This window comes from Inhella proteolytica (genome assembly GCF_016093275.1).
GTDB classification, from domain to species: domain Bacteria; phylum Pseudomonadota; class Gammaproteobacteria; order Burkholderiales; family Burkholderiaceae_C; genus Inhella; species Inhella proteolytica.
Map to the genome: position 1 here is coordinate 323,419 of NZ_JAEDAK010000002.1, position 24,642 is coordinate 348,060.

General features: G+C 68.9%; 19 protein-coding genes. 8 read left to right on the plus strand and 11 right to left on the minus strand.

The features are described 5' to 3' along the window. Window positions 1-35 precede the first annotated feature (35 nt). Complete coding sequence (locus tag I7X39_RS04095; protein ID WP_198109692.1) at window positions 36-788, plus strand: substrate-binding periplasmic protein; 753 nt, start codon at window positions 36-38, stop codon at window positions 786-788. Here I7X39_RS04095 and I7X39_RS04100 read toward each other — a convergent pair whose 3' ends face one another. After that, a complete protein-coding gene (locus tag I7X39_RS04100) occupies window positions 789-1,274 on the minus strand; it encodes a 3'-5' exonuclease (protein ID WP_198109693.1) in 486 nt (161 codons plus the stop codon). Between the two features lie 117 nt (window positions 1,275-1,391). Here I7X39_RS04100 and I7X39_RS04105 point away from each other — a divergent pair, with 117 nt between their 5' ends. From I7X39_RS04105 to I7X39_RS04120, 4 genes are all read left to right on the plus strand, one after another. Next, on the plus strand, window positions 1,392-1,751 hold the full coding sequence (locus tag I7X39_RS04105; RefSeq protein WP_198109694.1) for a PilZ domain-containing protein: 360 nt from the start codon (window positions 1,392-1,394) through the stop codon (window positions 1,749-1,751). Window positions 1,752-1,836: 85 nt separating this feature from the next. Next, window positions 1,837-2,628, plus strand: coding sequence for a substrate-binding periplasmic protein (locus I7X39_RS04110; protein WP_198109695.1), 792 nt, complete (start codon window positions 1,837-1,839; stop codon window positions 2,626-2,628). Further along, window positions 2,625-4,832 carry a molybdopterin-dependent oxidoreductase gene (locus I7X39_RS04115; protein WP_198109696.1) on the plus strand — a complete coding sequence of 736 codons (2,208 nt, stop codon included), beginning with the start codon at window positions 2,625-2,627 and terminating at the stop codon, window positions 4,830-4,832. The genes I7X39_RS04110 and I7X39_RS04115 overlap by 4 nt, the downstream gene beginning before the upstream one ends. Window positions 4,833-5,627: 795 nt before the next feature. After that, window positions 5,628-6,038 (plus strand): hypothetical protein, encoded by a 411-nt coding sequence (locus I7X39_RS04120; RefSeq protein WP_198109697.1) that lies wholly within the window; start codon window positions 5,628-5,630, stop codon window positions 6,036-6,038. On the opposite strand, the gene I7X39_RS04125 is transcribed toward I7X39_RS04120, so the two are convergent. From I7X39_RS04125 to I7X39_RS04135, 3 genes are read right to left on the minus strand one after another with little or no spacing between them, the layout of a single operon-like run. Then, window positions 6,035-7,387 (minus strand): efflux transporter outer membrane subunit, encoded by a 1,353-nt coding sequence (locus tag I7X39_RS04125; RefSeq protein WP_232351695.1) that lies wholly within the window; start codon window positions 7,385-7,387, stop codon window positions 6,035-6,037. The genes I7X39_RS04120 and I7X39_RS04125 overlap by 4 nt on opposite strands. Before the next feature lie 10 nt (window positions 7,388-7,397). After that, window positions 7,398-10,556 (minus strand): efflux RND transporter permease subunit, encoded by a 3,159-nt coding sequence (locus I7X39_RS04130; protein ID WP_198109905.1) that lies wholly within the window; start codon window positions 10,554-10,556, stop codon window positions 7,398-7,400. Window positions 10,557-10,573: 17 nt separating this feature from the next. Further along, a complete protein-coding gene (locus I7X39_RS04135) occupies window positions 10,574-11,770 on the minus strand; it encodes an efflux RND transporter periplasmic adaptor subunit (protein WP_310739848.1) in 1,197 nt (398 codons plus the stop codon). A 174-nt stretch (window positions 11,771-11,944) separates the two neighbouring features. Between I7X39_RS04135 and I7X39_RS04140 the strand changes: the two genes are divergently transcribed. The 3 genes from I7X39_RS04140 (at window position 11,945) to I7X39_RS04150 (ending at window position 17,413) form a co-directional block, all read left to right on the plus strand. Then, complete coding sequence (locus I7X39_RS04140) at window positions 11,945-12,637, plus strand: TetR family transcriptional regulator (protein ID WP_198109699.1); 693 nt, start codon at window positions 11,945-11,947, stop codon at window positions 12,635-12,637. A gap of 106 nt (window positions 12,638-12,743) precedes the next feature. After that, window positions 12,744-15,092 carry a YgiQ family radical SAM protein gene (locus tag I7X39_RS04145; protein ID WP_310739849.1) on the plus strand — a complete coding sequence of 783 codons (2,349 nt, stop codon included), beginning with the start codon at window positions 12,744-12,746 and terminating at the stop codon, window positions 15,090-15,092. Window positions 15,093-15,166: 74 nt separating this feature from the next. Further along, window positions 15,167-17,413, plus strand: coding sequence for a GGDEF/EAL domain-containing response regulator (locus tag I7X39_RS04150; RefSeq protein WP_198109701.1), 2,247 nt, complete (start codon window positions 15,167-15,169; stop codon window positions 17,411-17,413). Between the two features lie 24 nt (window positions 17,414-17,437). Here the strand turns inward: I7X39_RS04150 and I7X39_RS04155 are convergent, their stop codons facing one another. From I7X39_RS04155 to I7X39_RS04185, 7 genes are all read right to left on the minus strand, one after another. Next, entirely contained in the window at window positions 17,438-18,298 is an 861-nt protein-coding gene (locus tag I7X39_RS04155; protein ID WP_198109702.1) for a phytanoyl-CoA dioxygenase family protein, read from the minus strand. Then, window positions 18,295-19,203 carry a hydroxymethylglutaryl-CoA lyase gene (locus I7X39_RS04160; protein ID WP_198109703.1) on the minus strand — a complete coding sequence of 303 codons (909 nt, stop codon included), beginning with the start codon at window positions 19,201-19,203 and terminating at the stop codon, window positions 18,295-18,297. The genes I7X39_RS04155 and I7X39_RS04160 overlap by 4 nt, the downstream gene beginning before the upstream one ends. Window positions 19,204-19,232: 29 nt before the next feature. Then, the gene (locus tag I7X39_RS04165; RefSeq protein ID WP_198109704.1) at window positions 19,233-19,667 is read right to left on the minus strand and encodes a hypothetical protein; all 435 of its coding nucleotides are present in this window, start codon (window positions 19,665-19,667) and stop codon (window positions 19,233-19,235) included. A 2-nt stretch (window positions 19,668-19,669) separates the two neighbouring features. Then, window positions 19,670-21,664 (minus strand): acetyl/propionyl/methylcrotonyl-CoA carboxylase subunit alpha, encoded by a 1,995-nt coding sequence (locus tag I7X39_RS04170; protein WP_198109705.1) that lies wholly within the window; start codon window positions 21,662-21,664, stop codon window positions 19,670-19,672. Window positions 21,665-21,744: 80 nt separating this feature from the next. Then, window positions 21,745-23,451, minus strand: a complete 1,707-nt coding sequence (locus tag I7X39_RS04175; RefSeq protein WP_198109706.1) for a hypothetical protein — start codon at window positions 23,449-23,451, stop codon at window positions 21,745-21,747. A 27-nt stretch (window positions 23,452-23,478) separates the two neighbouring features. Then, window positions 23,479-24,291 carry an N-acyl amino acid synthase FeeM domain-containing protein gene (locus tag I7X39_RS04180; protein WP_198109707.1) on the minus strand — a complete coding sequence of 271 codons (813 nt, stop codon included), beginning with the start codon at window positions 24,289-24,291 and terminating at the stop codon, window positions 23,479-23,481. Further along, window positions 24,291-24,641 (minus strand): DUF3147 family protein, encoded by a 351-nt coding sequence (locus I7X39_RS04185; RefSeq protein WP_198109708.1) that lies wholly within the window; start codon window positions 24,639-24,641, stop codon window positions 24,291-24,293. The genes I7X39_RS04180 and I7X39_RS04185 overlap by 1 nt, the downstream gene beginning before the upstream one ends. Window position 24,642: the final 1 nt, after the last annotated feature.

Consider the following 24,642-nt stretch of genomic DNA (forward strand, 5'->3'; position numbering starts at 1 on the left):
TTCCCAGCGCCGCGCCAACGCGCTAGCCTGGGGGCATGTGGAAGTCGCCGCACTGCCAACGCCGCCAGCTGCTGTTCGCCCTGACCGGCGGGCTGGCGGGCAGCGCGGCGCGGGCCGATTCGCTGCGGGTGTTCGCCGACGAGGATTACTACCCGCTGATCCACCGCCAGGCGGAGCGCCCGGCCGGCCTGCTGGTTGAGCGCCTGCAGCGCAGCAGCGCCTTCAGCGGCGACCAGTTCGTCATCGAGCTGGTGGGCCTGAACCGCGCGCTGATGCTGGCCGAACAAGCTGAGGGCGGTGTGCTCGGCCTTTCCTACACGCAGGAGCGGGCGCGCTGGCTGGATTTCTCGGCGCCGCTGATGCACGACGACATTGCCGTGGTGGTGCGCCGCGGCCAGGGCTTCCGCTTTCGCGGCCTGCCCGACCTGTACGGCAAGACCATCGGCCTGCCCAAGGGCGCCAGCTTTGGTGACGCGCTGGAGCAAGCCATCCAGCGTGGCGATCTGAGGGTGGAGCGCGACTGGGCCCTGGTGCGCCGTCTGCGCATGCTGCTGGCCGGACGGCTGGACGCGGCAGTGATTGGCGGCGGTGCGCTGAGCCTGCAGGCCGCCATCGAACGCGATCCGGATTTGCGCGGCCAGCGTGAGCGCTTCGAGCTGCTGTCCCAGCCGCTCTACCTGGACCCGCTGCACCTGGGCGTACCCAAGTCCATGCAACTGCGCGCCCTGCTGGACCGGCTGAACCGCGCCCTCAGCCGCATGCCCCCGGCGCCGACGCTGCGCCGCTGATCAGCTGTGCAGCAGGCGCTGCAGCGCGATCTGCAGTACCTTCGCGTCGCTACTGGCGCGGTGCCGGCCAATCGAAAGCTCGTTGCGCACGCGCATCACGGTGTCATGCCAGCACTGCGCCTGCTGTTCATCCAGCAGGGTGCGCAGGTCTTCCAGCTTGAAGGCGGGCGCGGCCTCGGCGGCTTCGAACAGGCGCGCCAGCCAGGGGTAATCCTGGGCCCAGCCGTCGCAGTACACGGTTTGTCCGGCCAAGCGCTGGTTCAGCTGCTCGGCCACCCAGGTGCTGGGCCGGCCATGGCTGCTGAGCAGCTCGCGCTCGATGCCGTGCAGGGCGGCCGCGCCTTCGTCCCAGTGTGACCAGTCGGCCTCCGGCTGCACCAGGGTGCAGAACAGCTGGCCGTCGCGGTCCACAAAGCCCACCTCGATGGGATAGCTGCCGCGACCAAAGCCGCTGGCCTCGATATCGATGAAGGCGGGAAGCTGCATGGGCTGACTGTAGGCAGGCCGGGCGGCGCGGGCATGGGGATTTCCATCAAGCCGCGCGCTGTTCAGCACCCGGCTTTGCGCGCATCATGGGCGCTCAGCCACCGCCCGAGTCGCCCCGTGTCCGCCCACGAAGAACGCCGCCAATTCGCCCGCATCCATTTTGATGCCCAGGCCCAGCTCAGCACCGTGGACACGCGCCTTGACGTGCAGCTGCTCGACATCTCCCTGCAGGGCGCGCTGGTGCGCCTGCCCGCCGGCCTGCGCGTGGAACCGGGCGAACCCTGCCTGCTGGCCCTGCGCCTGGGCGACGTAACGATCAAGATGGCGGCCGAGCTGGCCCATGTGAAGGCAGACCACGCCGGCCTGCAGTGCCGCTCGATCGACCTGGAGTCCATCAGCCACCTGCGCCGCCTGGTGGAGGTCAACCTGGGCAAGCGCGAACTGCTGGAGCGAGAGCTGCGCGCCCTTGTGGCGTGAACCGCGACGGTTCGGGTAAGCCCGTTTGCAGCCCGGCGCACACCGCGCAAACTGGCCTCTCCTCCCCCAAAAGAAGGAGCCCGCCATGGCCCGTTCCCGTTCGCTGCTGCAGAGTCTGCGCCTGCTGAGTCTTGGCCTGTTGGCCGGCCCGGCCCTCGCCCAGACCCCACTGAACCTGTGCATGGAGAACGCCGACAACGTGCCCTGGATCCTGATGGGTGGCAAGCCCGGCTATGTGCAGATCATGATGGGTCATGTCGAGAAGGCCGTCGGCTTCCCGATCAAGGTCACCCCCATGCCCTGGAAGGACTGCCTGGCCGGCGTCAAGTCCGGTGCCATCGACGGCGCCGTCAGTGCCAGCCACAACAAGGAACGCGCGGAGTACGCCGACTACCCCGTCAACCTGAACGGCGAGGTGGACGCCACGCGGCGCATGTACCGCACCTCCTACTTTTTCTACAAGGGCAAGGGCAAGGCGCTGGCCTGGGACGGCAAGGTGCTGAAGGCCGAGGGGCTGCTGGGTGCGCAACAGGGCTTCTCGGTGGTGGCGCAGCTCAAGGAGCTGGGCGCCAAAGTGGAGGACAACACCCCCACCGCCGACGAGGTGCTCAAGCGCGTGGCCGCTGGCAAGTACCTGGCCGGCGTGGTGCAGGTCAACGAGGGCGACGCCTCGATCGCCGCCGATGCCGCGCTGCGCGACGCCATTGAGAAGGTGCAGCCCGCGCTGGTGGAGAAGCCCTACTACACGATGTTCTCCAAGGTCTACACGGCCAAGAACGCCTCCACCGCGCGCACCGTCTGGAACGCCATCCTGAAGGTGCGCAATGACGCCGGCTTCAAGGCCGAAGTGGCCTCGCTCACCAAGGGCAGTGAATGAGTGACCGCACGGCGGGCAGTTACCGCATCTGTCCGCTGTGCGAGGCCGCCTGCGGCCTGCGCATCGAGCATGCAGGCGGCCTGGTCACGCGCATCCGCGGCGCCGAGGACGACCCCTTCTCGCGCGGCTACCTCTGCCCCAAGGCGGTGGCGCTGAAGGATCTGCACGAGGACCCGGACCGCCTGCGCCGCCCGCTCGTCAAGCGCGGCGGCGTGTTCGTTGAGGTCGGCTGGGAGGAGGCGCTCGAAGAGGTCGAGGCCCAGCTGCTCAACACCCTGCGCCTGTACGGGCCCGATTCGGTCGCCGCCGTCATCGGCAACCCCGCCGTGCACCGCATGGGCCTGCTGGCCTACTTCCCGCGCCTGGTGCGCGCCATCGGCACCGCCAATGTGTTCTCGGCCTCCACGCTGGACCAGATGCCCAAGCAGCTGTCCAGCGCGCTGATGTTCGGCCACTGGTTTTCGGTAGCCGTGCCGGACGTGGACCGCTGCGACTTCCTGCTCATGCTGGGCGGCAACCCGCTGGCCTCGAACGGCTCGATGTGGACCGTGCCCGACGTCAAGACCCGGCTGAAGGACCTGCAGGCGCGCGGCGGCAAGCTGGTGGTGGTGGACCCACGCCGCACCGAAACCGCGGCGCTGGCCAACCAGCACCTGGCGCTGCGCCCGGGGTCAGATGCCTACCTGCTGCTGGCCCTGGCCGCCACCCTGTTCGAAGAAGGCCTGGTGAAGCCCGGCCGGCTGAGCGAACACCTGAACGGCCTGGACGACCTTTGCGCCTTCGTGGCGCCCTACCCGCCCGAGCGCGTCGCGGCGCGCTGCGGGCTCGAAGCCGCCACCATCCGCCAGCTGGCGCGCGACCTCGCCGCCGCCCCGCGCGCCGCCGTCTACGGCCGCCTGGGCACCTGCACCCAGCGCTTCGGCAGCGTCAATTCCTGGCTGGTGGACGCACTGAACATCCTCACCGGCAACCTGGACCGCGAGGGCGGTGCCATGTTCCCCAAGGCTGCTGGCTTTGCCGCCAACACCCTGCCCGGCCCGGCCAAAGGCGTGCGCATGGGCCGGCGCAAGAGCCGCGTCAGCGGCGCGCCCGAGGTCTATGGCGAGCTGCCCATCACCTGCCTGCGCGAGGAGATCGCCACACCCGGCCCCGGCCAGGTGCGCGCCCTCATCAGCGTGGCCTCCAACCCCGTGCTCTCCTGCCCCGGCGGCGCCGCGCTGGATGAAGCCCTGGGCCAGCTGGACTTCATGCTCAGCCTGGACGTCTACGTCAACGAGACGACGCGGCATGCCGACGTCATCCTGCCCAGCCTCTCCCCGCTGCAGACCCCGCATTACGACATCGCCTTCAGCCAGCTCAGCATCCGCAACCACGCGCGCTGGAGTGAGGCCTTGCTGCCCGCCGACGAACCCGACGACTGGGAATACCTGCTGCGCCTGACCGCCCTGGTGCAAGGCCGCAACTGGCGCGCCCCCGTGGCCGAACTGGACGACGCGATGCTGGCCGAGGAACTGGCGCGCAGCCTGCCCGAAGCCTTCCGCGCCCCGGTGCGCGCTGCGCTGGGCGACGCCCCCGGCCCGGCCCGCCTGGTGGACCTGGCGCTGCGCCTCGGGCCCTATGGCGACCAGTTCGGCCGCCAGCCCGGCGGCCTCAACCTGGACCAGGTGCGCGCGGCGCCGGCCGGCATCGACCTCGGCGCCCTGCAGCCACGCGTGCCCGAGCTGCTGCGCACACCCAGCGGCCGCATCGAGCTGGCGCCTCCCGAGTTCCTGGCCGAAGCCCCGGCCCTGGCCGCCGCGCTGGACGAGCCCGCGCCCGAGCTGGTGCTGATCGGCCGCCGCGACCTGCGCTCCAACAACAGCTGGATGCACAACCTGCCGCTCTTGGCCAAGGGGCCGGAGCGCTGCACCTTGCAGATGCATCCGGCCGATGCGTCTCAGCGTGGGCTTTCGGATGGCGCGCTGGTGCGCATCGAAGGCCCCGGTGGTCAGGTCCAGGCGCGCCTGGAGCTGAGCGACACGCTGCGGCCCGGCGTCGTCAGCCTGCCGCACGGCTGGGGTCACGACCAGCCCGACACCCGGTTGCGGGTGGCGAGCGAGCGGCCGGGGGCGAATCTCAATGCGCTGGTGTCGGATGGGCAGCGGGATCCTTTGAGTGGCAATGCGGTGCTGAGCGGCGTGGCGGTGACCGTGGCGGTGGCTTGACCGCTCGGGCGTGGCTTTGCGCGCTGATTGAACTGCCTGCGAGGGAGCCCGCCGGGATGTCGTCCCGGCAGCCGACCTACTTTCTTGCTCGTGCAAGAAAGTAGGCAAAGAACACGCGCCCGCTCCGCTGTCCCCGGCCTGCGGCCGGGGATTCCCTGCGCTGCTCGCGTCTTGGGGCTGCAGGGCGGAACGCACTGCGTTCGCTTCGCTCTCTCCGTTTGAACGGCCGCCCTGGGTCAGATGTTGAAGCGCGCTGCGCGCGCGCCCCAAGCCGCTGTGCTGCTCGGCAGCTACGAAGGGCGAGCAGCCAACAGCCGAACAGCCAGCAGCCGGGAAACGGCGCCATGGTTGAAGTCCGGGCTGTTCGGTATTCGGCTGTTGGCTGCTGCCCCTATGCAGGTGCCGAGCAGCACAGAAATGCTGGGCGGCGTGCGGCACGCACGCCCACCTGACTGACTCGGCCCAACTGTCTGAGCGGAGTGAGAGCAGCGAACGCAGTGAGTTTTGGGCCGGCCCAGCATTTCGCGCAGCGCAGGGGACCCGGCCGCAGGCCGGGCGCCGGAATCGGGGCCGTGTTCTTTGCCTACTTTCTTGCACGAGCAAGAAAGTAGGTCGGCTGCCGGGACGAAATCCCGGCGGGGTCCCTCAAAGGCCGCCCAAAGCGCTTAGATGCTCTGCCTTTGAATTGCCGACGGGCCATGTTTCAGCGCAGCTTCGGACAGGCCCTATTGAATTTCCGGCGCAGCCAGAATGCCCGCTGTGAGCCTCTCAGGGCCTCCAAAAGGGAGCGCGAGCATGACCATCGACGATCTGCTCAGCATTGGGCCCCTCAGCTGGCTCCTGCTGGTCACCATGTTCACTCTGTTTTCGGCGCCCATCTGGGTTGCGCCACTCATAGCCTGGCGACAGGCCCACCGCATCCGCAAACCACTTCTCTACGCTCTAGTTGGCTCGTCGACCTGTGTTGTTGTCGGCTATCCGCTCTATGGCTGGCTGTACGAGCTCAGTCAGTACGATTTGATCCTGCTTAGGGACAGACTGGAAGGAGACGGAGCCTCGCGCCTCCTGGTCTTTCTCTTAGACCGTTCATCAGTCTGGGCCTGGCTACTTCTGACCTTGCTGCTAGCCCTCTTCAGCTTCGGCTGCTCCGCCTTGGCATACAAGTTCTGGCCAAGGCGAGGCGCTGGAACAAGGGCCGGCAGTTAGCCACCCCCGCCCAGCGCCCTAAACAACCCCACCCCCGCCTGCAAACTCGCCAGCCGCACCTGCAAGGCCGCCTGCTGCGCCGCAAAGCTCGCCCGCTGCGCATCCAACAGCTCCAGCTGACTGGACGCCCCATTGGCAAAGCGCAGCTCCACCAGGCGCAGCCGCTCAGCCTCGGCGGCCGCCTGGGCTTCCTGCGCACGCAGCTGCTCGGTCAGGGTGCTGCGCGCCACCAGGGCGTCGGCCACTTCGCGGAAGGCCTGCTGCACGGCCTTGTCGTACTGGGCCACGGCGGCGTCGCGGGCGGCCTGGCTGGCGGCCAGGTTGGCGCGGTTGCGGCCGGCGTCGAACAGGGGCTGCAGCAGCTGGCCGCTGAAGCTCCAGGCGCTCTGCTTAAACAGCTCGCTGAGCTGGCTGCTGGCGGTGCCGGCGCTGGTGCTCAGGAAGATGGACGGGAAGAAGGCCGCGCGGGCAGCGCCGATGTTGGCCTCGGCGGCGATCAGCTGGGCCTCGGCCTGGCGCACGTCAGGGCGCTGCAGCAGTTGCTCGGAGCGCACACCGGCGGCCAGCGGGGCCAGGGCCTGATCCAGCAGGGGCGTGGCGGCGGGCAGCTCGGGCCCCAAGGACTGACCGGTCAGCAGGACGAGGGCGTGCTCGTCCTGGGCGCGCTGGCGCTCGGCCTGGGCCAGGGCGGCGCGGGTGGCTTCCAGTGCCGAAATGGCACCCTGCAGCTCCAGGCTCGAAGCGGCGCCCTGGTCGAAGCGCAGCTTCACCAGGCGGTGGCTCTCCAGGCGGCTTTCCAGCGTGCGACGCGCCAGCGCCAGCAGCTGCTCGTCGGTCTGCAGCGCGTAGTGCGCCGAGGCCACGGCGGCCACCAGGCTGAGCTGGGCGGCGCGGGCGCCTTCGGTGCTGGCGAGGTAGCGGGCCTGTGCGGCCTCGCTCTGGTTCTTCAGCTTGCCCCAGAGGTCGATCTCGTAGGCGCTGAGCTGCAGGCCGACCTGGTAGTTGCTGCTGATGCCCTCGCCCTGCGCCTTGGGCTGGCGCGACATCGCCGCACCCAGGCCCACGGCGGGCCAGCGGTTGGCGTCGCTGACGCGCGCCAGCGCGGCGGCCTGTTCGACGTTCGCCAGCGCCACGCGCAGGTCGCGGTTGTGGCGCAGCGCGGTCTCGATCAGGCGCTGCAGGCGGGCGTCGGCGTAGAAGCCTTGCCAGTTCGGCAGCTGCACGGCGGCCTCGGCAGGCTGGCCGACGGCCTCGGCCACCGGCAGGGCCGGGCGCTGGTGCGCCGGCGCCAGGTTCATGCAGGCGCTCAAGCTCGCAATGGCCAGCAGGGACAGCGCGGTTCGGTTCATGGTCTTCATTTCAATGTCCCTCGGCGGCGCCGCCAATGCCATGGGCATGCTGCTTGTCGAATTCGAGCTGGCGCGTGCTGGGCTTGAAGAGCTTGCGCACCACCAGGAAGAACACCGGCACGAAGAGCACGGCCAGCACGGTGGCCGAGACCATGCCCGACATCACCCCGGTGCCGATGGCGCGCTGGCTGGCCGAGCCGGCCCCGCTGGCGAACACGAGCGGCATCACGCCGAGGATGAAGGCCAGCGAGGTCATCAGGATGGGCCGGAAGCGCAGATGGCAGGCCTCCAGGATCGCGGCCGTGAGGCTGCGCCCTTCGGCCTGCAGGTCCTTGGCGAACTCGATGATCAGGATGGCGTTCTTCGCACTCAGGCCAATGATGGTGATCAGGCCGACCTTGAAGAACACGTCGTTGGGCATGCCGCGCAGGCTGGCGCCCAGCAGCGCGCCCAGCAGGCCCAGGGGCACCACCAGCAGCACGGCGAACGGAATCGACCAGCTCTCGTACAGCGCGGCCAGGCACAGGAACACGGCCAGCAGCGAGAAGATCAGCAGGGCGGTGGCCTGGGCGCCGGAGATCTTTTCCTCGCGCGAGAGCCCGGTCCACTCGAAGCCGATGCCGGGCGGCAGCTGGGCCGCCATCTTTTCGATCTCGGCCATCGCCGCGCCGGTGGAGGCGCCGGGTGCGGCGTCGCCGGCCAGGCGCATGGCCGGGTAGCCGTTGTAGCGCACCGCCTGCATCTGGCCAGTAATCCAGCGCGTGCTGGCAAAGCTGCTCAGCGGCACATGCTGGCCCTTGTTGTTCAGCACGCTCAGGCGCAGCAGGTCCTCGGGCTGCATGCGCGCCGCGGCCTCGGCCTGCACCACCACGCGCTGCAGGCGGCCGTTGGCGGGGAAGTCGTTCACATAGGCCGAGCCGAGCTGGGTGGCGATCACCGCGCCCAGGTTGTCGAAGCTCACGCCCAGAGCATTGGCCTTGTCGCGGTCGATGTCGAGCTGCAACTGCGGAGCGTCCTCCAGGCCGTCCGGGCGCATGCCGGTTATGAGCTTGCTTTGGCTCGCCATGCCCATCAGCTGGTTGCGGGCGTTCAGCAGGGCCTCGTGGCCCAGGCCACCGCGGTCTTGCAAGCGCAAGGCAAAGCCGGTGGCCGTGCCCAGCTCGGGGATGGGCGGGGGCGAGAGCGGGAAGATGAAGGCGTCGCGCACGGCCATGAAGGCGCCGAAGGCACGGCCGGCCAGGGCTTGCGCGCTGTGGTCCTTGCCCTTGCGTTCCTCCCAGGGCTTGAGGGGCACGAACACCAGGGCGGCGTTCTGGCCCTGGCCGCTGAAGGAGAAGCCGATCACGCCCACGGTGGCGCGCACCTCGGGCTGCTTAAGCATGAAGTCTTCGACCTGCTTGACCGCGGCCTCGGTGCGCTGGGCGGTGGCACCCGGCGGCAGCTGCACGTTGACGATCAAGTAGCCCTGGTCTTCATTGGGCAGGAAGGAGGTGGGCATGCGCACGTACAGCCAGCCCACCACGGCAATCAGCGCCACATAGATCAGCAGCACGCGGCCACCGCGCTGCAGCAGCTTCGCCACCCAGCCCTCATACCCCTTGGCGGTGGCCGCAAAGCCGCGGTTGAACCAGCCGAAGAAGCCGCGCTTGTTGTGGCCGCTGCCGGGCTCCACCGGTTTGAGCAAGGTGGCGCAGAGGGCCGGCGTCAGGCTCAGGGCCATGAAGGCCGACAGCAGCATCGAGGCCGCCATGGAGAGCGAGAACTGGCGGTAGATGTTGCCCACCGAACCGGCAAAGAAGGCCATGGGCACGAACACCGACACCAGCACCACGGTGATGCCGATGATGGCGCCGGAAATCTGGCCCATCGCCTTCTTGGTGGCCTCGAGGGGCGTGCGCCCCTCCTCGTGCATGATGCGTTCGACGTTCTCCACGACCACGATGGCGTCGTCCACCAGGATGCCGATGGCCAGCACCATGCCGAACAGCGTCAGCACGTTGATGGAGTAGCCCAGGCCCAGCATGATGGCGAAGGTGCCCAGCAGGGCGATCGGCACCACGATGGTCGGGATCAGGGTGTAGCGCCAGTTCTGCAGGAACAGGTACATGACCAGGAACACCAGCAGGATGGCCTCGAACAGGGTCTGCACCACCTGCGAGATGGAGATCTGCACGAAGCGCGAGCTGTCGTAAGGGATCTCGTAGACCACGCCTTCGGGGAAATAGCGCTGCAGCTCGACCATGCGGTCCTTCACCGCCTGGGCCGAGGCCAGGGCGTTGCCGCTGGGTGCCAGCTGGATGCCGATGCCGGTGCTGGGCTTGCCGTTCAGGCGCGAGTAGCTGCCATAGCCCTGGCCGCCCAGCTCCACGCGCGCCACGTCGCCCAGGCGCACGGTGGAGCCATCGGGGTTGGCACGCAGCACGATGGCCTTGAACTGCTCCACCGACTCCAGCTGGCCCTTCACCACCACGGTGGCGCTGACGGTCTGGGTCGAGAGATTAGGCAGCTCGCCGATGGCGCCGGCCGGCACCAGCGCGTTCTGCGCGCGGATGGCGGCGTTGACCTCGGTCGCGTTCAGGTTGTAGGCGCGCAGCTTGGCCGGGTCGATCCAGATGCGCATGGCGCGCTCGGTGCCGAACAGCTGGGCTTGGCCGATGCCGGGCAGGCGCTGCAGCTCCGGGATGATGGAGCGCGCGGCGTAGTCGCCCAGGGCGATCGGGTCCAGGCGGCCGTCCTTGCTGGACAGGGTGACGAAGAGCAGGAAGTTGTTGCGCGCCTTGTCCACGCGCACGCCCTGCTGCACCACCGCCGAAGGCAGGCGCGGCGTGGCGCGCGAGAGGCGGTTCTGCACCTCCACCTGCGCCAGGTCGATATTGGTGCCGGGCTCGAATGTCACCGTGATGGTGCCGCTGCCATTGGCCTGCGAGACCGACTCGATGTAGGCCAGATTGGGCGAGCCGTTGAGCTCCTGCTCCAGCACGGCGAGCACGGATTCATCCAGCGTGCGCGCCGAGGCGCCGGGGTAGAAGGTGGACACCACCAGCGAGGGCGGCGCCACCGTGGGGTACTGCGCCACCGGCAGCTTGGTGATGGACAGCGCGCCGAACACCAGGATGAACAGCGCGATCACCCAGGCAAAGATGGGGCGATCAATGAAGAAGCGGGACAGCATGGGTCAGCTCCCGCTTAACGGCTGGCGGCCGAGGCTGGGGCCGAAGCCGGGCCGGTCCAGGGCACGGGCTTGACCGGCGCGCCGGGCACGAACATCTTCTGGAAGCCATCGACGATGACCTGCTCGCCGGGCTTCAGGCCGTCGAGCACCACCCACTGATTGCCCTGGCTGCCGCCGAGCTTGACCGGGCGCGGTTGCGGCTTGTTGTCGGCGCCCACCACCAGCACCGTGTCGCCCTGGCTGCCGCGCGTCACCGCCTGCTGCGGCAGCAGCAGGCCGGCGGGCAGCTCGGCCTGGCTCAAACGCACGCGCACGAACTGGCCGGGCAGCAGCTGGCCCTGGCCGTTCGGCACTTCGGCGCGCAGCTGCACCTGGCCGGTGCCGGGGTCCACGCTCAGGTCGGTGAAGAGCAGCTTGCCGGGCTCCTTGGCCTCCTGGCCGTTGTCCAGCAGCACGCGCACCTGGGCAGCGTCCTTGCCGGCGGCGCGCAGCTGGCCGGCGGCAAGGGCCTGGCGCAGCGCCTGCACCTCGTTGGCGCTCTGGGTGAAGTTGACGTAGACCTTGTCGGTCTGCTGGATCAGGGCCAGCTGGGTGGCCTCGGCAGCGCTGACCAGCGCGCCTTCGGTCACCAGCGCGCGGCCGATGCGCCCGGCGATGGGCGCCTTGACGGCCGCGTAGTCCAGGTTCAGGCGCGCGGTTTGCACCGCCGCCTTGGCGGCCGCCACATCGGCTTCGGCCGCCTTGGCCGCGGCCACGGAGGCCAGGTATTCCTGCTGGCTGATGGCCTTGGCCTCCACCAGGGGCTTGTTGCGTTCGGCCTGCGCCACCGCCTGGGCCACATTGGCTTGCGCCTTGGCCAGCTGGGCCTGGGCAGCGTCCAGTGCGGCCTGGTAGGGCGCGGGGTCAATCTGGAACAGGGACTGGCCGGCGCGCACCTCGGCGCCTTCGGTGAACAGGCGCTTCTGCACCACGCCGTTCACGCGCGCCCGCACCTGGGCGGTGCGCAGGGCTTCCACCCGGCCGGGCAGCTCCACCTGCAGGTTCACCGCCTGCGGCTGCACCTGCAGCACGCCCACGGCGGGTGGCGGCATGCCGCCGCCCTGGGCCTGGGCGTTGCCGCCTTGCTGGCCGCAGGCGGCCAGCGCCAGCAGGGCGGGAAGGGAGAGCCAGAGCGGCCGCACCAGCGGCTTCTTGTTCGGGTGGGAAGGCACAGGAATTCCTTTCGGGCGGCGCGTGGCACGCGGCAATGACAGCAGGGCTTGGCTCACCCGGCACGACGAAACAGGCACGGCCCTTTCGACACCACCCGGCGGCTTGGACTTGGGAAAGGCGCGCAGTCTACATACATGCACGAATGTATGTAAGTGACTTTAGAATCTCCCTCCATGGTGCGCAAAACCAAACAGGAAGCGCTGGAAACCCGGCAAAAGCTGCTCGACGCGGCCGAGCAGCTGTTCCACGCCCAGGGTGTTTCCCACACCTCGCTGCAAGACATCGCCAGCGCCACCGGCATGACCCGCGGCGCGGTGTACTGGCATTTCAAGAACAAGGCCGAGCTCTTCACGGCCATGATGGACCGCGCCACCCTGCCGCTGGAAGCCGCACCGCCCGAGGCCCCCTGCCTGCAGCAGCCCGGACTGGCCGCGCTGCGCTGGGGCCTGGTGCACCTGTTCCACCTGACGGCCCATTGCAGCCGCACCCGCCGCGTGTTCGAGATCGCGCTGCAGAAAATGGAGTTCAGCGGCGAGTTGGCGGCCCTGTCGCAGCGCAAGGCCGAAGCCCACCAGCGCTGGGTGGAGCGCCACCAGAGCAACCTGGAGGGCGCCGTGCGTGCCGGCCAACTGCCCGCCAGCCTGGACACGCGCCAGGCGGCCATCGGCCTGGTGGCCCTGTGCCACGGCCTGCTGCACCAATGGCTGCTGCAGCCCAGTACCTTCGACCTCACGCAGGTGGGCGAGGCCGCCACCGAGTCCTATCTGCAAGGCCTGGCGCACCAGGGCGCCAGCCTGCTGCCGGCCATTCCACCGGCCGAGCGCGCGCGCCTGCTGGCCTGCGTGCAGGCCCAGGCCCCCGCCTAAGCCCCAACTAAGCACGCCACAAGCCCCGCCAAAGCACAGGGGCATGCACCGGAACGGCCGGCGCCCAACGACAATTGCGGGTTTGCCCGAAAGCCAAGGCCCCACCGTGACCGCCACCCTGACCCGAGACGACGCCCACAGCCACCAGACTGTGAAGCCGCCCAAGGCCGAGCGCGCGCTCACGGCCTACCGCCCCTACTGGGCCAAGCGCTTCGGCCCGGCACCCTTCCTGCCCATGAGCCGCGAGGAAATGACGCAGCTCGGCTGGGACGAGTGCGACATCATCATCGTCAGCGGCGACGCCTATGTGGACCACCCCAGCTTCGGTATGGCGGTGATCGGGCGCACGCTGGAGGCGCAGGGCTTTCGCGTCGGCATCATTGCCCAGCCCGACTGGAACTCGGCCGAGCCCTTCAAGGCGCTGGGCCGGCCCAAGCTGTTCTTCGGCGTGGCGGCCGGGAACATGGATTCGATGATCAACCACTACACGGCCGATCGGAAGATCCGCAGCGACGACGCCTACACCCCGGGCGGCGAGGCGGGAAAAAGGCCAGACCGCGCCACACTGGTCTACACCCAGCGCTGCAAGGAAGCCTTCAAGGACGTGCCGGTGATCATCGGCGGCATCGAGGCCTCGCTGCGCCGCATCGCCCATTACGACTACTGGAGCGACAAGGTGCGCCGCTCCATCCTGGTGGACAGCAAGGCCGACCTGCTGCTCTACGGCAACGCCGAACGCGCCATCATCGAAATCGCGCACCGCCTGGCCCAGCGCAAGCCCATCGAATCCATCACCGACGTGCGCGGCACCGCCTTCATGCGCAAGGTGGACGACCCGCAGCTGGCCGGCTGGTTCGAGATCGACTCCAGCAGCGTCGATCAGCCGGGCAAGGTGGACGAGCTGATCAATCCCTACGCCACCACCGAGGAAACCGGCAGCGCGCAGGGCGCTGCCTGCGCCACCGGCGATGCGCCCAAGGCGGAGGAAAAGCCGATCCAGATCGTGCGCCGCACGGTGGCCAAGACGGACGCCCGCGCCGTCACCCCGCCGCGCGAGCGCTCGGTCATCCGCCTGCCCAGCTTCGAGCAGGTCAAGAGCGACCCGGTGCTCTACGCCCACGCCAACCGCGTGCTGCACCTGGAGACCAACCCCGGCAATGCGCGCGCCCTGGTGCAGCGCCATGGTGACGGCCCCTCGGTGCGCGATGTCTGGCTGAACCCGCCGCCGATCCCGCTCAGCACCGCCGAGATGGACCATGTGTTCGACCTGCCCTACGCGCGCAGCCCGCACCCGCGCTATGCGGACGAACACGGCCGCCACGACGGCGCGACCAAGATCCCGGCCTGGGAAATGATCCGCTTCAGCGTCAACATCATGCGCGGCTGCTTTGGTGGCTGCACCTTCTGCTCGATCACCGAGCACGAGGGCCGCGTGATCCAGAGCCGCTCGGAGGAATCGATCCTGCGCGAGATCGAGGACATCCGCGACAAGGTGCAGGGCTTCACCGGCGTGGTGTCCGACCTCGGTGGCCCGACCGCCAACATGTGGCACATCGGCTGCAAGAGCAAGGAAATCGAGGCGGCCTGCCGCAAGCCCAGCTGCGTCTACCCCGGCATCTGCCAGAACCTGCACACCGACCACGGGCCGCTGATCCAGCTCTACCGCAAGGCGCGCGCGCTCAAGGGCGTGAAGAAGATCCTCATCGGCTCCGGTCTGCGCTATGACCTGGCGGTGGAGAGCCCCGAATACATCACCGAGCTGGTGACGCACCATGTGGGCGGTTACCTGAAGATCGCCCCCGAGCACACCGAGGGCGGGCCGCTCAGCAAGATGATGAAGCCCGGCATCGGCACCTACGACCGCTTCAAGCAGCTGTTCGAAGCCGCCAGCGCCGCCGCCGGCAAGAAGCAGTACCTGATCCCCTACTTCATCGCCGCCCACCCCGGCACCAGTGACGAGGACATGATGAACCTCGCGCTCTGGCTGAAGAAGAACGGCTTCCGTGCCGACCAGGTGCAGACCTTCTACCCGAGCCCCATGGCCACCGCCACGGCCATGTACCACTCGACCAAGAACCCGCTCAAGAAGGTCACGCGTGACAGCGAGACGGTGGACATCGTCAAGGGCGAGAAGCGCCGCCGCCTGCACAAGGCCTTCCTGCGCTACCACGATGCCAACAACTGGCCGCTGCTGCGCCAGGCCCTGCAGGACATGGGCCGCGCCGACCTGATTGGCAACGGCAAGCACCACCTCATTCCGAGCTGGCAACCACAGACCGATGGCAGCTACTGCAGCGCGCGCCGCACCAACAGCACGCCGTCCGTCAAACCCAGCGCCAAAGCCAGCCAGCGCCCGCGCGCTGGCACCCTGCTGACCCAGCACACCGGCCTGCCGCCGCGCGAGCAGGGACAACCCGCACGAGGGCCCGCCAAAGGCCGCCGCAAACCCGGCTAAACCCGGGGAATGCGGCCCCTTGGCCGCCGCATGAACTGGCGCATACTCCAACGAACCGTCCGTAACACGCCAGCATGTCCGACCTCTCTCCGTCCTCTGACGCGCGGCTCGATCCCGACGACGATGTGCTCGAACTCATCGACGAGCACGATGCCCACGCGGACGAGCACGCCGGCGCGCCCTGGCGGGTGCTGATCGTCGACGACGACAGCGACGTCCACAAGGCCACCGAACTGGCCATGCAAGGCCTGCTGATCGAAGGCCGCAAACTCGAGTTCCTGCACGCCAGCTCGGCCGCCCAGGCGCGCGAGCTGCTGGCCCGCGAACCGAACCTGGCCGTGGCCCTGCTCGACGTGGTGATGGAGAGCGAGGACGCCGGCCTGCAGCTGGTGCGCCATATGCGCGCCGACGCCTGCCACGACGCCACCCGCATCGTGCTGCGCACCGGCCAGCCCGGCTACGCGCCCGAGATCGAGACGGTGCGCTCGCTCGACATCAACGACTACAAAACCAAGAGCGAGCTGACGCGCACGCGCCTCTACACGGTGCTCACCGCCGCCATCCGCTCCTACAAGCAGATCTGCGAGCTGCAGGTCGGCCGCCGCGGGGTCTCGCGCATCCTGCAGGCCGCCAACGAGCTGAGCCAGATCCGCACCCTGCCCCGCTTTGCCGAGTGCGCGCTCGAACACCTGTGTGGCCTGTTCGAGAGCCCGCCCGCCGGCTTGGTGTGCGTGCAGCACCGCTCGGACGCCGTCGAGCAGGCTCGCATCGTCGGCGCGCTCGGGCCCTTCGCCGAACTGATGGGCGCCAGCCTCAGCCTGCTGGATGCCGGCGCGAGCCGGGACGCCATCGAACGCAGCTTCGGCTTCGGCCAGCCGCATATCGGAAACCCGCTCACCCTGCACTTCCGGCTCTCCAATGAGCGCAGTCTGGTGATGCACGCCCTGCTCACCCGCGAGCCCGACGAGGCCGAGCTGCCCCTGCTGCACACCTTCAGCTCCACCGTGGCCATCGGCTTCGACAACGTGGCCATGTACGGCCAGTTGCTCGACCACGCCTACAACGACCAGCTGCTGCAGCTGCCGAATCGCAACCGCTTCATCGAGCTGCTGGAAAAGCATCTGCAGGCGCCCGAGGGTCTGTCGCTGGCGCTGATCGACATCGACGACTTCTCCGACATCAACGACGCCTTCGGCCACCGCTTTGGCGACCAGGTGCTGCAGGCCGTGGCCGCGCGCCTGACCGAGCAGTTGGGCGAACGGGCCGAGATGGCGCGCATCTCGGCCGACACCTTCGGCCTGATGGGCCCGACCGAGCGCATCAATGCCGAGGGCGTGTCCGGCGTCTTCACGGAACCCTTCAATGTGGCCGGCGAACGGCTCCAGCTCTCCGCCACCACCGGCCTGGTGAACCTGGCCGACAGCAGCGCGCTGGGCTCGGAGCTGCTGCTTGACGCCCACATTGCACTCAAGCGCGCCAAGCTGATGCACCGCGGGGCGGCCCAGTACTTCAGCGCCGAAATGGGTGTGGACGCGCGCGAGCGCTTCAAGCTGCTCAAGGGCCTGCGCGCCAGCTTCGAGGCGCGCCGCCTCTTCGTCGTCTACCAGCCCCAGGTGCACCTGCCCACCCGCAAGGTGGTCGGCGCCGAGGCGCTGCTGCGCTGGCGCAATGAGGAAGGCAAGTTCGTTCCGCCCGACCAGTTCATCCCGCTGGCCGAGCAGAGCGGGCTGATCATCTCCATCGGCGAGTTCGTGCTGCGCACCGCCTGCTTCCAGGTCGCCCGCCTGCGCGAGCTCGGCTATATGGACTTCCGCATGGCGGTCAATATCTCGCTGGCCCAGTTCCGCCATCCGCACTTCATTCCCACCCTGCAAGCAGCGATGCGCGACGCCGAGGTGCCGGGCGACGCGCTGGAGCTGGAGATCACCGAATCCATGGCCATGGAAGACGTGGACATGGTGCTGCACGTGCTGGCCGACATCCGCGCCACCGGCGCCACCGTCGCCATCGACGACTTCGGCACCGGCTTCTCCAGCTTGAGCCAGCTGCGCCAGCTGCAGGTCGAACGCCTGAAGATCGACCGCGCCTTCGTTCAGGAGGCCCAGAGCTCAGCCGCCGGCTCCACCATCGCCGCCATGGTCGTCAACCTGGGCCGCAGCCTGGGCATGCAGGTGCTGGCCGAAGGCATCGAGACCGAGGAACAGGCCGCCCAGCTGGTGGCCCTGGGCTGCCACGAAGGCCAGGGCTATCTGTTCGCCCGTCCGATGCCGGGTGAGCTGTTGGAAGGCTGGATGGCGCAGAGTAACCGCGCGCCGGAATAGGCCCACCGCTCAAATCTGACCGGGTCAAACGGTCTGGCGCCCCACGTGGAGCACCAGGCTGCGCCGGGTGCGCTGCCAGTCCGTGATCGGCACTCCGCCATGCACGGTGGCCGCATGAAGCACGACCAGCTGACCGGCTCTCAGGGTCTGGATGACGGGCGCAATGGCCGCTCGGGCCAGTTCCGCCTCCACATGGTCTAGATAAGCGCGCGCCTGCGCTGAATCAGGATCGGTGTCCGCGAGGAGCAGACTGCCCCCGCCGGCATCAAAGCCGCGCAAGCGCCGGTGCGAACCCGGAAAAACGGTCAGCGCGCCGTTGCCCGCATCCGCGTCCTCCAGCGCAAGCCACAGCGTGAGCAGCGCCCCCGGCGCCGGGATCGGTGCATAGGGCATGTCCGCGTGCGGTCTGGCCTGCGAGCCGCGGTAGAAATACGAGCACTTCAACAGCTGCGGCTCGGCCCCGACCAGACAGGCCATCCAGGCCTGCAGCTGCGGGTGCGCCACCAGCTCGGCCAGCGCGAGCAGCTGCTGCTGGGCATTGACCAGGCGCCAGCTCAGCGGCACCCGTTGCGCCTCGAGCTCCAGCAGCTCGGCCCAGTCCAGGGAGCGCCCCAGACTGTCGCTGTCGATCTGCACGCTCAAGCCTTGAGCGGCGGCCTCGCGCCAAGCTGCATCAACCGCGTCGGCGCTGTGTTGCAGCAGGTTCAAGCGGGTCTTGAACCAGCCCTGCTCATGCAGTGCCAGCAGGCCCGCGCGCTGCTCAGCGGTGGCCGTTGCGAAGCGCGGATCGGACTGCCAACCCGGCCGGTCATACCAGGCCAATTGCTCTGGCCGCAGCCCTGCCCCAACCCAGGGCTGCGCGCCAATCTCGGCAACCGCGTTCAAGCTTGACGCTTGGCGAGCAGCGCCCGCGCCACCCGGGACACCGGCGGCCGGCCCAGTACCTTGCTGATGAACGCGGCCGCGTCCACCAGCGCTTCAATGTCCACACCGGTCTCGATGCCCAGCCCGTTCAGCATGAACACCACGTCCTCGGTGGCCACATTGCCGGTGGCGCCCTTGGCGTAAGGGCAGCCGCCCAGACCGCCGACGCTGGCGTCAAAGGTGGCCACGCCCAGCTCCAGGCTGGCGTAGACATTGGCCAGCGCCTGTCCGTAGGTGTCGTGGTAGTGGCCGCTGACCTCCGCGAGCGGAAAGTGCTTCAGCGCCCGCTCCAGCGCCGCCTGCACCCGGCGCGGCGTGCCCACGCCGATGGTGTCGCTCACGCCCAGGTGGTCGACGCCGATCGCCTTCAACTGCGCCGCGACGCGGTCCACCTGGTCGGGGTGGATCTCGCCCTCGTAAGGGCAACCGAGCGCGCAGCTCAGCGCTGCCCGCACCTTGATGCCGCGCGCCTTGGCCTCCGCCACCACCGGCGCAAAGCGCTCGATGCTCTCAGCGATCGAGCAGTTGATGTTCTTCTGCGTGAAGGCCTCGCTGGCCGCGGTGAAGACGACGATCTCGTCGGGTTTCAGGGGCAGTGCGGCCTCCAGGCCCTTGGCGTTGGGCACCAGCACGGCGTAGGCCACATCGGGGCGGCGCGCGATGCCGCGCATCACCTCGACGTTGTCGCCCATCTGCGGTACCCATTTGGGGCTGACGAAGCTGGTGGCCTCGAGGCGGCGGATGCCGGCCTCCTGCAGGCGCTGGATCAGCTCCACCTTGTGCTCGGTGGCCACGGTCTGCTTCTCGTTCTGCAGACCGTCGCGCGGGCCGACGTCGCAGAGGGTGACTTGGCTGGGCAAGCTCATATCAATTCGAAACTTGAACGGTCAGGTTGTTAGCACCACCAGCGATACCGGCGCTTGTTTTCGCGATGAAGGTCGAGGTCATCCGTGAATGTGTGCTTCTTGTACCCCTGACCAAACCATGTCGCCCAGAGAACACACAGGCCAATCAAAAGCAGAAACACACTCTCGCCAGGGCCGAACGGGCCTTTGACAAAGGCGACTCCAGCCCCCGCCACCATCGCCCCGCCAAAGAAAATTCCGAGTGTTCTACGAAAAATCATCCATGCAAAGGCAAGCGAGCGCTCTGTACGGCTGGGCGGCTTAGATCTATCGCGGGTCGCAAAGTAAAAGGGGATGCAGAGCAAGACGGCAGCCACGCCGCAAACAATGATCGAAGCCTTATTCACCCCATTGCGTGCAAGCAGCAGGCCGAAAAGCACACAAGCGACGATCCAGAAGGTTGTCCATTGTTCTCGCGGGTACATCGTCAATTCTCTAAACGCAGCAGCTCGTCGCCGTCGCTCAACTGATCACCCACCGCATACAGCAGCTCGGCCACCTTGCCGTCGCGCGGGCTGTTGAGGGTGTGCTCCATCTTCATGGCCTCCATCACCGCCAGTGGCTGGCCGGCCTTGACGCTGTCACCCGCCTTCACGTGCAGGGCCACCAGCTTGCCAGGCATCGGGGCCGTCAGGCGCCCGGCCGCACCGCCGCCCTCGCCCGCGTGGGCGATGACGTCGACCTCGGTCAGCGTGGCGCTGCCCTGTGGCGCGAACACCGTGACCTGTTCGCCGCGGGCATAGGTGTGCACGGGGATGCGGCGCTGGTCCAGACCCTCGCCCAGCAGCAGGGTGTGACGCTCGGGGCCGCTGGAATCGGCCGCGAAGGCGACGGTCTGGCCCGCCACCACCAGCTGCATGCCCCCGCGATGCAGGCGGCGCAGTTGCACGGCATGGTGCTGGCCCTCCAGCTCCAGGTCGAAGCCGCGCACCGCGTCGCCGGTCAGGCGGAAGCCGTCGCGGCGGCTCCAGGGGTCGGCATCCTGGGTGCCGGCCTCCACGGCCAGGGTGTGTGCCGCCACGGCGGCGGCGGCCACATCCAGCGGCAGGCAGGGTTGTCCGAACAGGGCCGCGCGTTCGCGCTCGATCAGGCCGGTGTCGAGGTCGGCGCCGGCGAAGCTCCGGGTGGCCGCGCAGCGGCGCAGGAAGGCCACATTGGTCTGCAGGCCGACGATGTGGGTCTGGGCCAGCGCGGCGTCCAGCCGGGCCAGGGCCTGGGCGCGGTCTTCACCCCAGACGATCAGCTTGGCCACCATCGAGTCGTAATAGGGGCTGATGGCATCGCCCTCGACCACGCCGGTGTCCACGCGCACGTCGGCGCGGGTGAAGCTGGCGTGCGCCGGCCAGCGCAGCACGTCGAGCGCACCGGTGGCGGGCAGGAAGCCGGCCTCGGGGTTCTCGGCGCAGATGCGCGCCTCGATCGCATGGCCGTGGATGCGCAGCTGGTCTTGCTTCAGCGGCAGCGGCTGGCCGGCGGCCACGCGCAGCTGCCACTCCACCAGGTCCAGGCCGGTGATGGCTTCGGTGACCGGGTGCTCCACCTGCAGGCGGGTGTTCATCTCCATGAAGTAGAAGCGCCCGTCCTGCTCGGCAATGAACTCCACCGTGCCGGCGCCCACATAGCCCACGGCCTTGGCCGCCGCCACCGCGGCCTCGCCCATCTCACGGCGGCGCTCGGCGGTCATGCCCGGGGCCGGGGCCTCTTCCAACACCTTCTGGTGACGGCGCTGCACCGAGCAATCGCGCTCGAACAGGTAGACGCAGTCGCCGAAGCTGTCGCCGAACACCTGGATCTCGATATGGCGCGGGCGCTGCACATAGCGCTCGATCAGCACGGCGTCGTCGCCAAAGCTGTTGATGGCCTCGCGCTTGCAACTGGCCAGCGCGGCCTCGAACTCATCGCCGTTCATCACCGCGCGCATGCCCTTGCCGCCGCCGCCGGCGCTGGCCTTGATCAAGACGGGATAGCCGATGCGGTCGGCCTCGCGCTTCAGCAGGGCCGGGTCCTGGTCGGCGCCGTGGTAGCCCGGCACCAACGGCACCTGGGCCGCTTCCATCAGGCGCTTGCTCTCGGCCTTCAGACCCATGGCCAGGATGGCCGAGGCGGGCGGGCCGATGAAGACCACGCCGGCCTCGGCGCAGGCCTGGGCAAAGCCCTCGTTCTCGCTCAGGAAGCCGTAGCCGGGGTGGATGGCCTCGGCGCCCGTGGCCTTGGCCGCGGCCAGGATGCGCTCCCACTGCAGGTAGGAGTCGCGCGGCGCCGGGCCGCCGATGAGCACCGCCTCGTCGCAGGCCAGCACATGCTGGGCGCGGGCGTCGGCCTCGGAGTAGACCGCAACCGTTTGAATGCCCATCCGGCGCGCGGTGGCGGCGACACGGCAGGCGATCTCGCCTCGATTCGCAATGAGGATCTTCTTGAACACGTGGGGCTCCAAAGTGGCGGCGGCGCCCCTCGTGAGGGCGCCGCGATCATGGCGCGCAGTATCGGTGTTGCGGCCCTGAATCAGCCCGCCGGAATGCCCCAGCGTTGCAGGGCATCGGGGCGCAGCTTGACGAGGACGCGCAGCGGGCGCGGCGGGAATTCCCCGGAGCAGGCCAGCTCCGAGGACGGGCCATCGGCATAGTCCACCCGGATCGTGTCGCCCTGGGCGCAAGCCGCCTGCACCGCGTCCCACGCTTCGAGCGGGCGCTCCATCAGCGGCAGGCCTTGCAGGGCCACCGCCATCTGGCCCAGGCGCAGGGTCTTGCAGATCGGCCCGGTCTCCAGCTTGAAACCCTGCCGCAGCCCGTGGTAGCTGGCGGCCCCGCCGCAGTCCATGTTCATGGTGCGGCGAACCCAATGAGCCGCCTGGGTGCGGCGGGTCAACTCGTCGAGTTCCTCGCTGCGGTCCACCGGGCGCACATCCGCCAGCTCCAGGGCCTGCAGGGCCTGGGTGAATCCCGCACCAAAGGGCTGGCCGCGGTCGTTCAGCAGGCGCCCCAGCGCGCCGGGTTGATCGCCCTCAGCCCAGGCCACGAGGCGGGCAGCATCCAGATGCCCGCTGCCGGCATGCAGGCTGGCCAGCCGTCGCAAGGGCGACTCGGCCGCGGGCTGGCGCTGGGTTTGCAAGGCCTGGGCCAACTGCATCAGGCTGAGGCCACAGGAATATTCCGTGCCGTCGCGCCGGCCGCCCGTCAGCGCGGCCATCGCCATCTCGCCGCGCGCGGCCAGGCAGCTGTTCAGCGCGCCCTGCACCCGCGCCCGCATCTGCGCCGGCGTCATCTGGCCCTCTTGGGTCTGCTGCACCAAGGCCATCCATTCGGCATGCCCTTCGTGCAACCAGGGCTGCGCATCGTCGGAGCTGTACAGACCCTTGTTCCACCAATGCCCGACCTCGTGCGCGATGAAATGGGAGAAGTCCTCGTTGGACATCGTGGCGGCATCGCGCGGGAGGCGCAGCCGCATCATCTGGCCCGGTGTGGTGTCGCCGTGGTAGCCCGGCGATTCGGACAGAGTCACCACCACGGCGCCGGTGTGCGGCAGGGTCCGACCATAGGCTTGACCATAAGCCTGCAGGGTGCCGAGCAGTCGCTCGCGCACGAAGGCGGCGCGCGCGGCGCCGAGGCCACCGTCCAAGGCCAGCCAGGCCGGACCTTGGCGCTCCGCAGCACGACGCCCGAGGTAGACGTACTCAGCGATACCGATGCGCTTTTGCTGCTCCCAGCCACTGTGCTGCAGCTCCTGATCGACCTCGGCGGCCGGAATCCGCAACTCGACCAGGGCGCGATGGGCGCGCCCACGCTGCAGGACATGGGGCGCAACCCAGCGCCAGCGCAGCTCGGTGCCCGGCAGCAGCACGGCGTAATGCCCGGTGTGCAGCAGCACGCCCGAGCCATCGCTCTGTGGCTGCGCCGGCTCATAGGTGGCGTAGGCGCCCAGCACCCGGGGCCGCACACGCAGGGTGGCAGCGCGGCAACCCGGCTGGATGCGCAGCGCGCTGGGGCCGAGCTCGGTGCAGGCATCGCCCGCTTCGGCCATGAGCTGGCGCCAGGCCTCCTGTCCATGGGGGGTGGGCGGCCAGAAGGGCAGCTCCCGCACGCCGGTCGGGGGCTCGTAGCGCACCAACAGGCGGCCCTGGGCGTCCAGGCTGCCGGTGACCGTCAGGCTGGCGGCCTGCGTGGGCAAGACCAAGCCACAGGCTGCCAGCAGCAGCCCCAGGCACTTCCACATCGCTTGCTCCCTATGGGCGTATCGCCCTTATTCGGCTTCCAGCTCCGCCCGCAGCACCTGCACCAGTTCGGCTTCTTCCTCGGGTGGGTAGAAGTAGGGATAGAGGCAGCGCACCTCGTCGGCCAGTTCGGGCTTGCCGCCGAAGCGGGCCACCTGCGATTCCATGTGCAGCATGTCCAGGCACATCAGCACGGAGGGGGCATCGACGCTGGCGTTGTGCCCCACCTGCAGGCGCTTGGCCCCCAGCATGCGCCGGTAAAAGGGCGCGTGGCGCGGGTTGACTTCCAGGATGATCAGGTCGGCCAACTTGACGCGGTGGGCATACAGATAGGCCAGGTGGAAGAGGCCGGAGAGCGCCGGCTTGGAGGTTTCCGCGCCTTCGAGCGCCAGCTTGGAGCACTCCACCAGCTTCAGACCCTTGGCGCGCAGGCGCAGCAACTCTTCGGGAAAGCTGGCATCGGCCGCCAGGCCATTGGGGCCGTCCTCGCGCACCGAAAGCGTGCCGATCAGCCGGCGCCCGTCGCGCGCCTGCAGCGTGGTCAGGCCCGGCTCGGGGCTGCCCACCGGGCTCACCTTCAGCCCTCGCTGACCATAGCGGCGCCCCACCAGGGTCTGCGTCTGCTGCCAGCCCACCAGGTCGCGGATGCGGTCGATCAGCGGGCGCTGCAGATTGGTGCGGCGCTCGTCCACCCCGCGGGGCAGCGAGGGCGCCCAGCTGGACATCAGCCACTTGGCCGCCTTCTTCGTGGGCCCGACCCAGCGGCTGTCCACGAACACGGACCCCTTGGCCTCCGCGGGAGGCGGACCGGCCGAGGCCCCTTCTTCCGATTTCGCGCTCATCACCACAACTCAATTCCCCAGCGACGCAACAGCAGGGCACACAAACCGAAACACGCGATTGTGAGCACGGCACTCGCCAGCAGCGCCGGCCAGAAACCCCAACGCCCCAGTAACAAAGGGAAAACGCCAAACATCGGCAGCGTGGGCAGCACGTACCAGAGCGTGTACTGGGCATGGCGCGCCAGCTTTTCGGCGGGCTGGCCCTCGACGTGCATCCACACCAGGGCCAGCACCGTGACCCAGGGCAGGGCGCCGATCAGGCCACCCAGGCGGTCACTGCGCCGTACGGCCTCGCCGATCGCGACGACCAGGCCCGCGGTGATCGCGTACTTGGTCGCCAACCAGAGCACG

Coding starts and splice junctions, on each gene's coding strand:
- I7X39_RS04165 (WP_198109704.1), bottom strand. CDS start 19,667: ATGTACCCGCGAGAACAATGGACAACCTTCTGGATCGTCGCTTGTGTG.
- I7X39_RS04125 (WP_232351695.1), bottom strand. CDS start 7,387: ATGAACCGAACCGCGCTGTCCCTGCTGGCCATTGCGAGCTTGAGCGCC.
- I7X39_RS04095 (WP_198109692.1), top strand. CDS start 36: ATGTGGAAGTCGCCGCACTGCCAACGCCGCCAGCTGCTGTTCGCCCTG.
- I7X39_RS04140 (WP_198109699.1), top strand. CDS start 11,945: ATGGTGCGCAAAACCAAACAGGAAGCGCTGGAAACCCGGCAAAAGCTG.
- I7X39_RS04120 (WP_198109697.1), top strand. CDS start 5,628: ATGACCATCGACGATCTGCTCAGCATTGGGCCCCTCAGCTGGCTCCTG.
- I7X39_RS04115 (WP_198109696.1), top strand. CDS start 2,625: ATGAGTGACCGCACGGCGGGCAGTTACCGCATCTGTCCGCTGTGCGAG.
- I7X39_RS04100 (WP_198109693.1), bottom strand. CDS start 1,274: ATGCAGCTTCCCGCCTTCATCGATATCGAGGCCAGCGGCTTTGGTCGC.
- I7X39_RS04175 (WP_198109706.1), bottom strand. CDS start 23,451: ATGTGGAAGTGCCTGGGGCTGCTGCTGGCAGCCTGTGGCTTGGTCTTG.
- I7X39_RS04110 (WP_198109695.1), top strand. CDS start 1,837: ATGGCCCGTTCCCGTTCGCTGCTGCAGAGTCTGCGCCTGCTGAGTCTT.
- I7X39_RS04180 (WP_198109707.1), bottom strand. CDS start 24,291: ATGAGCGCGAAATCGGAAGAAGGGGCCTCGGCCGGTCCGCCTCCCGCG.
- I7X39_RS04160 (WP_198109703.1), bottom strand. CDS start 19,203: ATGAGCTTGCCCAGCCAAGTCACCCTCTGCGACGTCGGCCCGCGCGAC.
- I7X39_RS04150 (WP_198109701.1), top strand. CDS start 15,167: ATGTCCGACCTCTCTCCGTCCTCTGACGCGCGGCTCGATCCCGACGAC.